This is a genomic window from Paraburkholderia suaedae, from assembly GCF_040812055.1.
In the GTDB taxonomy this organism is placed as follows: domain Bacteria; phylum Pseudomonadota; class Gammaproteobacteria; order Burkholderiales; family Burkholderiaceae; genus Paraburkholderia.
On sequence record NZ_JBFOAH010000005.1, the window covers coordinates 214,092 to 228,256 of the forward strand.

General features: G+C 62.4%; 12 protein-coding genes. 6 read left to right on the forward strand and 6 right to left on the reverse strand.

Features of this window, described 5'->3' with window-relative positions:
- The first annotated feature begins 31 nt into the window (after window positions 1-31).
- On the forward strand, window positions 32-1,273 hold the full coding sequence (locus tag ABQJ48_RS09980; RefSeq protein ID WP_367837881.1) for a Zn-dependent hydrolase: 1,242 nt from the start codon (window positions 32-34) through the stop codon (window positions 1,271-1,273).
- A 71-nt stretch (window positions 1,274-1,344) separates the two neighbouring features.
- Here ABQJ48_RS09980 and ABQJ48_RS09985 read toward each other — a convergent pair whose 3' ends face one another.
- A complete protein-coding gene (locus ABQJ48_RS09985) occupies window positions 1,345-1,650 on the reverse strand; it encodes a panthothenate synthetase (RefSeq protein ID WP_367837714.1) in 306 nt (101 codons plus the stop codon).
- Window positions 1,651-1,758: 108 nt separating this feature from the next.
- Entirely contained in the window at window positions 1,759-2,379 is a 621-nt protein-coding gene (locus tag ABQJ48_RS09990; RefSeq protein WP_367837716.1) for a methylated-DNA--[protein]-cysteine S-methyltransferase, read from the reverse strand.
- 332 nt (window positions 2,380-2,711) lie between these two features.
- Here ABQJ48_RS09990 and ABQJ48_RS09995 point away from each other — a divergent pair, with 332 nt between their 5' ends.
- Complete coding sequence (locus ABQJ48_RS09995; RefSeq protein WP_367837718.1) at window positions 2,712-4,049, forward strand: leucine-rich repeat-containing protein kinase family protein; 1,338 nt, start codon at window positions 2,712-2,714, stop codon at window positions 4,047-4,049.
- Between the two features lie 92 nt (window positions 4,050-4,141).
- On the forward strand, window positions 4,142-5,101 hold the full coding sequence (locus ABQJ48_RS10000) for a substrate-binding domain-containing protein (protein ID WP_367837719.1): 960 nt from the start codon (window positions 4,142-4,144) through the stop codon (window positions 5,099-5,101).
- 53 nt (window positions 5,102-5,154) lie between these two features.
- Here ABQJ48_RS10000 and ABQJ48_RS10005 read toward each other — a convergent pair whose 3' ends face one another.
- The gene (locus tag ABQJ48_RS10005) at window positions 5,155-5,586 is read right to left on the reverse strand and encodes a PRC-barrel domain-containing protein (RefSeq protein ID WP_367837720.1); all 432 of its coding nucleotides are present in this window, start codon (window positions 5,584-5,586) and stop codon (window positions 5,155-5,157) included.
- Between the two features lie 220 nt (window positions 5,587-5,806).
- On the opposite strand from ABQJ48_RS10005, the gene ABQJ48_RS10010 reads away from it, so the two are divergent.
- From ABQJ48_RS10010 to ABQJ48_RS10020, 3 genes are all read left to right on the forward strand, one after another.
- On the forward strand, window positions 5,807-6,631 hold the full coding sequence (locus ABQJ48_RS10010) for an SIR2 family NAD-dependent protein deacylase (protein ID WP_367837721.1): 825 nt from the start codon (window positions 5,807-5,809) through the stop codon (window positions 6,629-6,631).
- Window positions 6,632-6,840: 209 nt separating this feature from the next.
- Window positions 6,841-8,319 (forward strand): alkaline phosphatase family protein, encoded by a 1,479-nt coding sequence (locus ABQJ48_RS10015; protein ID WP_367837722.1) that lies wholly within the window; start codon window positions 6,841-6,843, stop codon window positions 8,317-8,319.
- A gap of 152 nt (window positions 8,320-8,471) precedes the next feature.
- Window positions 8,472-9,365, forward strand: a complete 894-nt coding sequence (locus ABQJ48_RS10020) for a VOC family protein (protein WP_367837723.1) — start codon at window positions 8,472-8,474, stop codon at window positions 9,363-9,365.
- 45 nt (window positions 9,366-9,410) lie between these two features.
- Here ABQJ48_RS10020 and ABQJ48_RS10025 read toward each other — a convergent pair whose 3' ends face one another.
- The 3 genes from ABQJ48_RS10025 to ABQJ48_RS10035 form a co-directional block, all read right to left on the reverse strand.
- Window positions 9,411-11,039, reverse strand: a complete 1,629-nt coding sequence (locus tag ABQJ48_RS10025; RefSeq protein ID WP_473094124.1) for an electron transfer flavoprotein-ubiquinone oxidoreductase — start codon at window positions 11,037-11,039, stop codon at window positions 9,411-9,413.
- A 62-nt stretch (window positions 11,040-11,101) separates the two neighbouring features.
- On the reverse strand, window positions 11,102-12,904 hold the full coding sequence (locus ABQJ48_RS10030) for an acyl-CoA dehydrogenase (protein ID WP_367837726.1): 1,803 nt from the start codon (window positions 12,902-12,904) through the stop codon (window positions 11,102-11,104).
- A 247-nt stretch (window positions 12,905-13,151) separates the two neighbouring features.
- Entirely contained in the window at window positions 13,152-14,153 is a 1,002-nt protein-coding gene (locus ABQJ48_RS10035) for an AraC family transcriptional regulator (RefSeq protein WP_367837728.1), read from the reverse strand.
- Between the last annotated feature and the right edge of the window lie 12 nt (window positions 14,154-14,165).

Sequence of the window (14,165 nt, forward strand, 5' to 3'; positions counted from 1 at the left end):
AGCGCGCCCATCAATGAAAGGAGATCTAAACGTGCTGACGATCGATCCGGACCGCTTGTTGGCCGACCTCAAGCGGCTGCGTAGTTTCGGTGCTACCGGGCCCGGCGTGGTGCGGCTTGCGCTTTCGCCCGTGGACCTGGCGTCGCGCCGATGGCTCGTCGAACGAATGACGGAAGCGGGGCTCGACGCGAGCATCGACGGCGTGGGGACGGTGTTCGGGCGTTCGCGCAACAGCGGCCCGGCGCTCGTGATCGGCTCTCATACCGACACGCAACCGACCGGCGGCTGGCTCGACGGCGCGATGGGCGTGATCTACGGACTGGAGATCGCGCGCGCGCTCGCGCAAAGCGACGCGACCAGACATCTCGCGATAGACGTGGCATCGTGGATCGACGAAGAGGGCACGTTTTCGGGCTTGCTCGGTAGCCGCAGTTTCGTCGGCGATCCGATCGACGATTCGCTTCGGTGCGCCGCGAATCGCGAGGGCCAGCGCCTCGCAGATGCGCTACAAGCCGCAGGTCTGGCTGAACGGCCGCGCGTGCGCTTCGAACCCGGGCGCCACGTGGCCTATCTGGAGCCGCATATCGAGCAGGGTGGCCGCCTCGAAGCGGCCGGCAAAGCGATCGGCGTCGTCACGACGATTGTCGGCTTGCGCGAGTTGCGCTTGCGCTTCACGGGGCAGCGCAATCACGCCGGCACCACGCCAATGGCGATCCGTCGCGACGCTGGCGCTGCGCTGGTCGCTTTTATCGGCACGATGAACCACGCGTTCGCGCAACTCGCGGATGCCGATACGGTGTGGACTGTGGGCCGCATCGAACTCGATCCGGGTTCGTTGAGTGTGGTGCCCGGCTCGGCCGACATGTACCTGCAATTCCGCGACGCCAATGCCGCGCGCTTGCAGGCAATGGAGAACAAGCTCGCGGAACTGGTGCGCGACTTCAATGCGCGCAATCAGGTCAGCGTGGAACTGACGAGCCTCGACGCGCCGATGGCACCGGTGACCATGCATGCGGCGCTCGCGGACCATCTGGCCAGAGCCGCCGACAGCATCGCGCCGGGACAATGGCTGCGCATGCCGAGCGGGGCCGCGCACGATGCGCAGGTCATCGCGCGCTGCATGCCGGCGTGCATGATGTTCGTGCCGAGCATCGGCGGGGTGAGTCACGACTTTATCGAAGATACGGCAGAGGAGCACATCGTCCTCGGCTGCCAGGTCGCGGCCACGGCTGCGGTGGCGATTCTTCGGGAGCACTGCGGGGCGCGCTCGTGACCGATTGCATGGGCGGGTGAAGGCGCGCCGCTGAATTGCGAACGCGCGTCACCCGCCTCGCTGTCTGCCCGCTATTTCCACTTCGAGCCGAGCTTGTCCAGCCCGGCTTTCATCAGGTCTTCCGGCAACATTGCAATGCGCAGTTCGCAGTCCGCGTTGAACTTGAGAAACCACGGCTCCGCGAGCGACGGAATGGCCGATGCGTCGTCGATGTTCACCGCGAGCACAGCGCCCCGGTGTCCGCGCTGCTCGGTGAAGTAGATCGTCTCCGGTTTCAGATCTTCGAGAATCTTCGCCATCACGTCGCCGATGCTGCCGTCGCGCACCATCGTATTGAACGGTTCGTGCGGGATTCGTATGTTGAGAAGCATGCGCATGTCATCCTCCTAGTTGATGCCCAAAGGGCTTCTTAAGGATAGATGCATTAAGCGCTGTTATCCGGGTTCATGCCGGCCAACGGGTGGCCCATTGCCGCGCGCTCGCGGCTAGTTGCCGAACAGCGCCGCCTGGGTACCCCGGCCCCGCACATCGCGGGCGGCCTTTGCCTGGGCCTTTGTCGCGGCAGATCGCGTTTCAGTTCGAGGTTGCGCATGCGTCTGACCAGAAGCCGCCGCTTCCAATGAAGTCTGTCCGGCCTCTAGCGACAACAGCAGCATCTTGTTGGCGAGGCCGCCCGCAAAACCGGTCAGTTCGCCCGACGCGCCGATCACGCGATGGCAAGGCGCGACGATGGAAATTGGATTCCTGCCGTTCGCCGCGCCGACCGCTCGCACCGCATTGACATTGCCGATCTGCTGCGCGATTTCCGCGTAGCGGCGAGTCTGCCCGTACGGAATGGTCAACAGCGCGTGCCAGACTTTTTGCTGGAACGGCGTGCCCTGAAAATCGAGCGCGACATCGAATGTCTGGCGTGTACCGGCGAAATACTCATTCAATTGCCGCTCGGTTTCGACCAGTACGGGACGCTCTTTCTCTTCGCTTAATTCGCCGAGCCGTACCCGGTTGGGCTTGTCGTTCTCCCACAGGATCGCGGCGAGGCGTTCGCCGTTCGCGACGAGCTTCAACTGGCCGACGGGCGAATCCATCAATTTGTATGCGTATGTCACTTTGCTTGCTCCTGGCTGATTGGCGGCACAGAGGCGGGTGACGCCGGTCAGCGAATCCGCACTGAAAGCGCGCCCCTATTCGACAGCGTAAAACCCGTTCTCTCCGAAGACGTTCCAGTTCTTGCTATTTGATTCGGGCTCACGCCTGCTGGCTGGATTGCAGCCGGCCTGTCACTGTACCGTCTTTGCCGTTCGATTCATAAGATGTCGGCGGCATGGCGCGCGATAGGGGCGCCGCCGCACCACGCCGTGCTAGCGTCTCGCCCATGACTCAGTAGAATCGGGAGCTTCGATATGGCGCGCACCGCTAGCCAGACATCTTTTCCACCACTGTGACGACGACTTTAGAACAACTGCGGGCCGGACGACTGACGGGCTCGCGCCATCTCAAACTGGCGTGCGGCCTGCGCGAATTTCCGCGCGAGATTTTCGATCTCGCCGACACGCTGGAAGTACTCGACCTCTCGGGTAATGCGCTTACGGCACTCCCCGACGATCTGCCGCGACTGGGCAAATTGCGGATTCTCTTTGCGTCCAACAACCCGTTCACGGAGTTGCCGGAGGTGCTGGGCGAGTGCCCGCAATTGAGCATGGTCGGCTTCAAGGCCAACCGTATCCGCAAGGTGTCCGGCCGTGCGCTCCCACGGCAGCTGCGTTGGCTGATTCTCACCGACAACGCGATAGAGGCGCTGCCTGCGCAGATTGGCGGCTGCACGCAATTGCAGAAGCTGATGTTGGCCGGCAACCGGCTGCGCGCGCTGCCCGAGGAACTGGCCGCCTGCTCGCGGCTCGAGCTGCTGCGGCTCGCGGCGAACCGGCTGAGCGGACTGCCGGCGTGGCTGCTGCGTCTGCCGCGGCTCTGCTGGCTCGCTTATGCCGGCAATCCGTTCAGCGAGGCGCTGCAGAAGGCCGCGCTGACCGATACGCCGATCGCCGGCATTGGCTGGGACGAGTTGACGCTTGAACGGCCATTGGGCGAAGGCGCATCCGGCGTCATCTATCGCGCGCAATTCATGCGCCGCGACGAGCACGCATCGCGCGCGGTCGCCGTCAAGGTGTTCAAGGGCGCCGTGACCAGCGACGGCTTGCCCGACTGCGAAATGGCCGCTTGCATTCAGGGCGGCGACCATGCGAACCTGATCCCGCTAACGGGAAAAGTGCAGGATCATCCCGCGGGCGCGCACGGTCTCGTGATGGAGCTGATCGATCCGCAATACACGAACCTCGCCGGTCCGCCGAGCCTCGAATCGTGCACGCGCGACATCTACCATCCGGGCACGCGCTTTGAGCTGGGCTCGTTGTTGGGTATTGCGCACGGCATTGCAGCGGCGGCGAGTCATTTGCATCAGCGAGGCGTCATGCACGGCGATCTGTATGCGCACAATATCCTGCATGATGGCGAGGGTCATGCGCTGCTGGGCGATTTCGGCGCAGCATCTTTTCATGCCGCCGACGATGCCCCCACCGCGATCGCGCTGCAGCGCCTCGAAGTCAGAGCGTATGGTTGTCTGCTCGAAGAACTGCTCGAACGATGCAACGAACGCGATCAGCACGCGCCCGGCGCCGCGACGCTGATCGCGTTGAGGGACCGCTGCCTGAATGAAGATATCGATAGCCGGCCGCTGTTCGACGAAATCGCGGCTCGTTTGCTCGCGGTGACGGGCGTTTGAGGATCACGGTGGCATTGAGAGGGGCGGGCCTCGATCCGCATGCATTGGATCGTTGAGCGCCATTCCCGAGCCCGGCCTGAAAGGAGGAAGCGATGACGCTCAATCCGCGACGCCGCATGCTGATTGCCGGCGCGCTGGCCGCGGCGAGTCTCGCCGGCGCCTCGCGCGCCGACGCGCAAGGCGGCAAGCTCAAGATCGGACTCGTGTTGAAGTCGCTCGCCGATCCGTTCACGGTGGCAATGGTCGGCGCCGCGCGCAACTATGAGGAGCATTACGCGTCGCAATTCGCCTTGACGATTCGGGGAACGGTGAAAGAGACCGACACGGCCGCGCAAATCCAGATGGTCGGCGAGATGATCAAGGCGAAGATGAATGCGATCGTCATTGCGCCGACCGACTCGAAGGCACTGACGGTTGTCGTGGCGCGCGCGATCAAGGCCGGCATCATCACGATCGCCATAGACAATCCGCTCGACGACGCAGCCCAGGCGTCGGCCGGCATTGTGGTGCCGTTCGTCGGGCCGGACAATCGCAAAGGCGCGACGCTGGTCGGCAATTATCTTGCCGCGAAGCTGGGGCCGGGCGACGAAGTGGGCATCATTGAAGGCATTCCTGCGGACCGCAATGCAAAGCAACGCACGGCCGGCAGCAAAGACGCGATGGACGCCGCCGGCGTGAAGGTCGTCGCGACCGAGCCCGGCAACTGGGAATACGGCAAAGGGCGCGACGTTGCATCGAAGATGCTCGGCGAGCATCCGCAGATACGCGCGCTGTTATGCGGCAACGACAACATGGCGATGGGTGCGGTCGATGCGATTCGCGACGCGGGCCGCAGCGGCGCTGTGTATGTCACCGGATATAACGCCATCGACGCCATCAAGCCCTTGCTCGCCGACGGCCGCGTGCTCGCGACGGTCAATCAGTTTGCCGACAGGCAAGCGGTATTCGGCATCGATGTGGCATTGAAGGCGCTGACCGAGCGCAGAAAGCAAAGAGACTTGTCGAAGGTGATCGAAACGCCGCTCGAACTGGTGACGGCCGGCAATCGTTGAATGCGACGGTCCACGCCGGCGCGAGCGTGAAGACCGCCGTCGCCGGACAGGCGCTACTCTGCCTTCACCTTATGCGGCCTGGTCGCCTTTTCCAGTTTGTTGTACTCGAATTCAGGCACCGACTTCAACGCTTCCTTCGTCGCGCCCGCGAGGAAGAGATTGCCGTCGCGAATCTCGAAGTGATCGACCGGGATCGCTACATAGTGCTTGCCCATGCCGAGGAAGCCGCCGACCGACACAACGGCGTACGTTGCCTTGCGGTCCGGCGAAATGATGACGTCATAGATGCTGCCGACCTTGTCGTTGAGATCGTTGTAGACCGGCTCGTCGATGAGGGCACGGCGCACGCTCCAACCCTTGAGCAGCGCATTGGTCTGCTCGACGGTGCCGCCGAGCGGTTGCAGTCCGGCCACCTGGGCGAACGTGCCCGGCGACGCGCAGAGAACGGCGAGAGCGCTCGCGCAAATCAGTCCTTTGGCTTTCATTATCGGGCTCCGGGTTGACTGTCGGATGGACGGTCGAATAGTTGGCTCTACAGGAGATCCGGTAGCAGGTCACATGCCCGCACCGCGAGCGGCGTTTGCTCACCCACTGATGAACATCGACAACCACCGACCCCGAAACAGTGTCAGTCGTTGCGCAATCGATGCGCTTGCCGAACCGCTGAGACCACCGCATCATTGTCGCCTGAGGAGAGCTGACCCAATGAAAGAAGGCGAGAAATTCAAGCGCGCGGTCTCATGGCTGCGTGAGGCGGACGGCTTGCTGATCACGGCCGGTGCCGGTATGGGAGTGGACTCGGGCCTGCCCGATTTTCGCGGCGCCCAGGGATTCTGGCGCGCCTATCCGCCGTTGAAAGATCATCAATTGACGTTCCAGGACATGGCCAACCCGCGAGCATTAGCCAGCGCTCCGGAGCTCTACTGGGGATTCTATGGACACCGACTGCAGCTCTATCGGCGCACCGTGCCTCACCGCGGCTTCCAGATACTGCGTCGTTGGGCTGAAGCGATGCCGGACGGAGCGGCGGTTTTCACCAGCAATGTCGACGGTCAATTTCAGAAAGCCGGTTTTCATGACGGCCTCGTAGCGGAATGCCACGGCTCGATCCACATGATGCAGTGCTCCGAATTGTGTTCGGATGCGATATGGTCGGCGCAGGCATTCGAACCGATTGTCGACGAGGCTCACTGTCGTCTGCTTGGCGATGTGCCGGCCTGTCCGCACTGCGGAGCAATCGCGCGGCCGAACATTCTCATGTTCGGGGACTTCGACTGGAACGCGCTGCGCACGCAAGCGCAAGAGACGCGCTTATATGCGTGGCTCGCTTCGGTCAAACGACTTGTCGTCGTAGAGATCGGCGCCGGCAAGACCATCCCCACCGTTCGTCATTTCAGCGAGCGTGTCGGCTCTCACATCATCCGTATCAATCCCAATGATCCGGGCATTGCCGCCTATCGCGGTATCGGACTCGCGGGCGGAGCGCTCGAAACGCTCGAACTGCTCAACGATTCCTTGAGCCGCGGTTAGCGGCGGGTAGCCGGCACCTGGAGCGCCGGTCGGGCTTCGACGGTGTCGGCATGCTGCGGGGACGTACGTAAAGCCATGCTCATCTTCAAAGGTCGTCGCTACACGGCGGCAGGGGGAACAATAAATGCTACGTCCCTCGATTGGCGTCGCACCACGGCGGCACGAACGCGGCCGCGCGACCCACTCATGGACCCATAGGAGATAACAATATGAGCACTCGGCCCACCCATTCGCCCGATCCCGGGCGCCGAAAAATTCTCGCCGCACTGGCAAGTTCGGTCGCGTTGTCGGCTTGCGGGAGCGGAGGTGGCGGCGCCGGATCGAGCGGGTCGACGCATCCTGTGGTCGGCGCAATCCCGCCGGATCGCGCAAACCTTCCGCGTCCTCAACTGCCCGATCCGGCGACTTCCGGCATCGACCACATCGTGCTGGTCACGATGGAAAATCGCTCCTTCGACCACCTGCTCGGTTGGGTTCCAAACGCCGAGGGCGCGCAGCAAGGGCGCACGTTTACCGATGTGTTCGGCACAGCGCGCACGTCGTTTGCGCTCACGGCAGATCCTGCCTATGGGTTCCAGGGCTGCGCATTTGCGGACCCCAACCACTCGTACGACGCCGGCCGCATCCATCTGGCCAACGGCGCGCTGAACGGCTTTCTGCGGACAGTGGGCACCAGCCTCACACCCGGCGACCTTCTGCCAATCGGCTATTTTCAGGCCGCTGACCTCGAGTTTTATCGAGGCGCTGTTGCGCAATACACGGTTTGCGACTACTACATGAGCGGCATTCTCGCCGACACGTACCCGAACCGGATCTACCTGCATAGCGGTGAAACGGATCGTCTGAGCGACACGCTCGACTCGTCGTCGTTACCGACCATCTGGGACCGGCTCGACGCGAAGAACGTTTCGTCAACCTACTATTTTCACGACGTGCCGTTCACGGCGCTCTATGGAACCCGATACGTCGGACGCTCCAAGCCGTTTGCCCAGTTCCTGACCGATGCTGCGTCTGGGTCGCTGCCGTCGTTCTGCATGGTCGATCCGAGTTTCGGCGGTGAAACACAAGGGACCTCGAACGACGACCATCCGCATGCCGACGTGCGCAACGGCCAGGTGCTGCTGGGACAGATCTACGATGCATTGCGGACAGGCCCGAACTGGAGCAAGACGCTTTTGATCATCGTCTATGACGAATGGGGTGGCTTCATGGAACATGTCGCGCCGCCCGTGAGGCCGGTGTCGGCCGCTGAAAGCGCCGTGGGCAACGACGGGCGACTCGGCTTTCGCGTGCCTTGCATGTTGTTGGGTACGCGCGTGCGTGCGAACAGTGTGTCGCGCTATCCGTTCGATCCGAGTTCGATTCACCAGCTGCTTGCATGGCGCTTCGGGCTCGACCCGCTCGGCGTGCGGGCAAGCGACCCGGGAACTGTCAACCTGGCCTATGCGTTGAATCTGGCGGCCGCCCCGCGCACGGATGCGCCCGCCATCCCCGTCACGCAGGCCGTGTTCGGCGCGGCGTGTGCGGTGTCCAGCGTGACTTCGGCGGTGACGGGCATTGCACAACTGGATAAAAGCCAGGTTACGCCGGGCGGCGCTGTCCCCGACACGGCCGTGAGCCCGGCAGGCGGCCGTTTCGCGGAACTGAGAACGAAGGCGGATGCGCTTGGCTTTCCAAATCCGAAGTAGTCAGCGGCAAGCTTCAACCTCGCAATTGATATGCATCATATAGCAAGAGCATAATCGACGACTGGCGCAACGTTCTCCGATTCAACGCTTCGCGGCAGGACGCGTGGCAAATGCCTGCCGCGCCGTCCCCATCACAGTAGCGGATGTTTGAATTGTCCAAGGGCAACCCGATGCAACGGTTCGACTACACACACGACGATACAAGCAATCTGGTGTTGCTAGAGCATGTCAACCTCACGATACCCGACCAGCGTCTCGCGACTGCTTTCTATGTCAGCGGACTTGGGCTCACGCGCGATCCCTATCTGATGACCGGCGTGACGAACATGTGGATCAACATCGGCCGTTCGCAGATCCACTTGCCGCAGGGCAACCCCCAGCGGCTGCGCGGGCATGTTGCGCTCGTGGTGGGCGAGCGTCGTTCGCTGCTTGCGCGGTTGCGCGACGTTCGGCCGGTGCTGGACGGCACTGCGTTCGGATGGACCGAGCGGGCTGATCGCGTAGAGGTCACCTGTCCATGGGGCAACCGTTACGACTGCCTCGATCCGGCTGCGCGTGAGGCGAAGGTTCCATGGTCAGGGATCGATCTCGGCATCGCTTATGTGCAACTCGATGTGCCGGTCGGTTGCACGGGGCCGATTGCCGCGTTTTACCGCGAGATGTTGAATGCGTCCGTTCAGACACGCGAATCCGACGGTTTGCAGCTGGCGGTAGTCGCGGTCGGCACGCATCAGCAAATCGTCTACGCAGAGACGCTCGCGGCAAGTCCGGAATACGATGGCCATCACATCCAGATTTATATCGCAAACTTCTCAGAAGCCTACACGCGACTCGCCGCGCGCGAGTTGACGTATGGCGAGGAACCTCATCAATTCCGCTTCGCCGATCTGATCGATCCGGTGAGCGGCGCGCACTGCTTCAGGCTCGAACATGAAGTGCGGAGTCTGCACCATCCGCTCTATGCGCGAGCGTTGGTGAACCGCAATCCTGATCAGAGTAACCGGAATTACCGCATGGGCGCCGACGCGCGCAGCGGTACGTTCTAGCCGGCGTGCGTCCCCGGCGGCGATAGGGGGCGCAAGCGTAACGCTTCACATGTTCGGATAGTTCGGCCCGCCGCCGCCTTCCGGCGTGACCCACACGATGTTCTGCGTCGGGTCCTTGATGTCGCAGGTTTTGCAATGCACGCAGTTCTGCGCATTGATCACGAGCCGCTCGCTGCCGTCGTCGTTCTTCACGAACTCATACACCGCGGCCGGGCAGTAACGCGATTCCGGACCCGCATAGGTCCGCCAGTTCACGTTCACCGGCACGGTCGGGTCTTTCAGCGTCAGATGCGCCGGCTGGTTCTCTTCGTGATTCGTGTTCGAAATGAACACTGACGAGAGCCGGTCGAACGTCAGCTTGCCATCCGGCTTCGGATACGTGATCGGCTTGCACTGCGACGCGGGCTTGAGCATCTCGTGATCCCAATGCTGATGATGCAGCGTCCACGGTACATTGCCGCCCAGCAGCTTCTGCTCGATGCCGACCATCAGCGTGCCCAGGTACAGGCCCTTGCTCATCCACTGCTTGAAATTGCGCGCGCGGTACAGCTCGGTATGCAGCCACGACGTTTTGAACGACTCCGGGTAGGCCGTCAGTTCATCGCTGGTTCGGCCGGCCTGTACGGCATCGAATGCGGCGTCGGCGGCGAGCATGCCGGTCTTGATCGCCGCATGCGAACCCTTGATCCGCGATGCGTTCAGAAAGCCCGCATCGTCGCCGACCAGCGCGCCGCCGGGGAACACCAGTTTCGGCAGCGACATCAGGCCGCCCGCAGTGATCGCGCGCGCGCCGTATGACACGCGCTTGCCGCCTTCCAGAACCGCGCGGATCGCCGGATGCGTCTTGTAGCGCTGGAATTCCTCGAACGGCGACAGATACGGATTCGTGTAGCCGAGGCCGACCACGAAGCCGACCACCACCTGGTTGTTATCCATGTGATAGAGGAACGAGCCGCCATACGTATCGTTTTGCAGCGGCCAGCCGGCGGTGTGCATCACGAGACCGGGCTTGTGCTTTGCCGGATCGATCTCCCACAGTTCCTTGATGCCGATCCCGTAGACCTGCGGATCGACGCCTTCGCGCAGCCTGAACTTATCGTTCAGCTGACGGCCCAGATGCCCGCGCGCGCCTTCGCAGAAGAGCGTGTATTTCGCGTGCAGTTCCATGCCGAGCTGGAAGTTCTCGGTCGGCTGGCCATCCTTGCCGATGCCCAGATTGCCGGTCGCGACCCCTTTGACGGAACCGTCGTCGTGGTAAAGCACTTCAGCCGCCGGAAAGCCCGGAAAAATCTCGACGCCCAGCGCTTCGGCCTGCTGGCCCAGCCAGCGCGTGACGTTCGCGAGGCTGATCACATAATTGCCGTGGTTCTTGAAGTTCTCCGGCAGCGCCCAGGTCGGCACGCTTTTCGAGCCGGTTTCCGTCAGAAACAGAAAGCGGTCTTCGGTCACGTCCACGGTAAGCGGCGCGCCTTTTTCCTTCCAGTCCGGGATCAGTTCGGTGATGGCGCGCGGGTCCATCACCGCGCCCGACAGGATATGCGCCCCGATCTCCGAGCCTTTTTCCAGTACGCACACGCCAAGCTCGACGCCTTTGTCCGCGGCGCGCTGCTTCAGGCGGATCGCTGCAGACAAGCCAGCCGGGCCGCCGCCGACGATCACCACGTCGTATTCCATCGACTCGCGCGGGCCGTACTGCTCAATGAGATTTGCGTCTGTCACGACTGCCTGCCTTTTCTTTAGAACTGGTCTTCACTCAGCGCCAACATGCCTTCGTTGTTCTTCGCACTGACGATGGATGCCTCGAACGCGACGGCTTGGGGCAGGATGTGATCGGCAAAGAAGTGAGCGGTTGCGATCTTCGAGTCGTAGAACGATGTGTCGTCGGCGTGTTTCTCGGCCGCCACCAGCAGCGCGCGGGCAAACTGCCAGCCCGCCAGTACGATGCCAGCCAGCTTCAGATAGGCCACCCCGCCGGCAAACACTGCGTTCGGATCGCGTTTGGCGTTATCGAGCATGAATTGCACCGCGTTTGCCAGAGCCTCGCGGCCGGCCGTGAGCCGCTTATGCAACGACCGGAACGCCGGATTGGACGAGAACGACCCACAGTCTTGCAGTTCTCCCAACGTCCGATCGATCTGGCCGAGGATCGCCTTCGCCACCGCTCCGTCGTCGCGCAACGTTTTGCGCCCGATCAGATCGTTCGCCTGAATCGCCGTGGTGCCTTCATAGATGGTCAGGATACGGGCGTCGCGATAGTACTGCGCAGCGCCCGTCTCTTCGATGAAGCCCATGCCGCCGTGAACCTGTACGCCCAGGCTTGCCACGTCGATCGACATTTCCGTGCTCCAGCCTTTCACGATCGGCACGAGAAATTCATAAATGGCTTGATGTTCCGCCTGGACGGCTGGGTCCGCGTGGCGATGCGCGATGTCGCTATGTGAGGCTGCGACGTAGGCGAGGGCTCGCGCGCCCTCGGTGAGCGCCCGCATGGTCGCCAACATGCGCCGAACGTCGGGGTGCTCGATGATCGTCACTGACTGCTTCGCGGAGCCGTCGACCGGCCGGCTTTGCACCCGATCCTTCGCGTAGGCCACTGCCTTCTGATACGCGCGCTCAGCCACGGCGATGCCCTGCACGCCCACACCGAAGCGGGCCGCGTTCATCATGATGAACATGTATTCGAGGCCGCGATTTTCTTCGCCGATCAGATGCCCGATTGCGCCACCCCGATCGCCGAACTGCAGCACGGCGGTCGGGCTCGCCTTGATGCCCAGCTTGTGTTCAATCGACACGCAGTGCACGTCGTTGCGCTCACCCAACGAGCCGTCCTGGTTGACGAGAAACTTCGGCACGGCAAAGAGCGAGATGCCTTTGACGCCTTCGGGTGCATCGGGTGTGCGGGCCAGCACGAGATGGACGATGTTTTTCGCCATGTCGTGTTCGCCCCAGGTGATGAAAATCTTGGTGCCGGACACGCGATACGTTCCGTCGCTCTGGGGTTCGGCGCGCGTGCGTACCAACGACAGATCCGAGCCGGCCTGGGGTTCGGTCAGATTCATCGTGCCGGTCCACTCGCCGGAGATCAGCTTCGGCACGTAAGCCTGCTTTTGCGCATCCGTGCCGGCGGTCAGGAGCGCCTCGATCGCGCCGTCGGTCAACAGCGGACACAGGGCGAGCGACAGGTTGGCGGCGTTGAGCATCTCGATACAGGGCGTCGCCAGCAGTTTAGGCAGCCCTTGGCCGCCGTATTCGACCGGATGCATCACCCCTTGCCAGCCCCCTTCGGCAAACTGGCGGAAGGCTTCCTTGAAGCCAGGCGTCGCGTAGACTTCCCCGTCGCGCCAGGTGCTCGGGTTTTTGTCGCCTTCGAAATTCAACGGCGCGATCACGTCGGCGCTGAACTTCGCCGCTTCGTCGAGCACCGCCTGTGCCGTATCGGCAGTAGCGTCCTCGAAGCCTGCGAGTGCCGACACGCGATCGAGATGGGCAAGTTCATTGATGACAAACAGCATGTCCTTGACGGGGGCCATGTAGCTCATAGTGGATTTCCAGAAAAAGCAATCGGAGAAGAGCCGCGGGCAGGAGAGGCTGCATGTGTGCCGGCGCGGTAACGATGAGCCGATATTAGTCCTGCCCGCGCGCGAACCGACTACCTGAATCAGCCCTTCTATTGACAAAACCGGCCACGATTCCCGAACGCCACCCGTCGCCGATGAGGGTTGACCCTTGTATGGCTGAGCCAAACCCTTCGCCGCTCGACGCTTCGCCACGCAGGTGGTCAAGGGCTCAGGGTTGTCTGCGGTATTCGCCCGGCGTGCTGCCGGTCCAGTGCCGGAAGGCCCGATGAAATGCAGTGGGGTCGTCGAAGCCGACGTCGCCTGCGATCGCGGCGATCGCGTCGCGGGTACCGGTGAGTCGTTGGATAGCGATATCGCGCCGCAGCTCGTCCTTGAGCGTCTGAAATGCCGTGTCCTCGGCAGCGAGTCGCCGGCACAATGTTCGCACCGAGCAATGAAGACTGCGCGCGGCGTCTTCGATGGTCGGCACGTCCGGTAGACACGATGCGAGGTACTGCCTGACGCGGTGACTCGTGAGCTGCTCGCTGAAGGACACGAAAATCCAGTCCTCCGGAGCGCGGGCGAGAAATTTGCGCAGATTTGTCTTGCGCTGGCGGATGGGCATGTCGAAATACGCTGTACTGAATCGCATCAACGTTTTCTCGCAGTCGAAACGCACCGGTCCGGGAAACAGATACAGATGATCCACCGTATGCGGTGGACAGGAAAACGCGAACTCCACTTGCAGCAGCGGAATCTTCTGACCGATCAGCCACGAAGCCACGCCGTGGGCGAGCTTTAACATGAGCTGCTGCCCCAGCTTGCTGACGTTCGACGATGGATCAGGATGAAGCGCGACGCACGCGATCAAGCCGTCCCGGCGCGATTCGAACCTGAAGTCGTCGAGGACGATGTGAAAGAACTGCCCGAACCGATGCATGGCAATTTCCAGGTTGGGCGCATCGAGCAGGCTCAGGCAAAGAAACTTCAGTGTGCCGCTGCGCATGGGACGCGCGAAGATGCCAGGCATTTCATCGTCGAATTCGATGGCGAGCGCACGATATAAGGTCGAAAACTGTTCTTCCGTGACGCGCGCGCCCGGTTCGCTGAGAAGCGCAGGTGAGATGCTCGCCTCGTCCAGATACTTGACGACCAGACCTGGCCGCGCACCCGCGGCCGCAAGGAACCCGTTGAGGAGTGAGATCGGGACGGTGGCGCTGGGCGAGTGCATGAGCGTTGACGA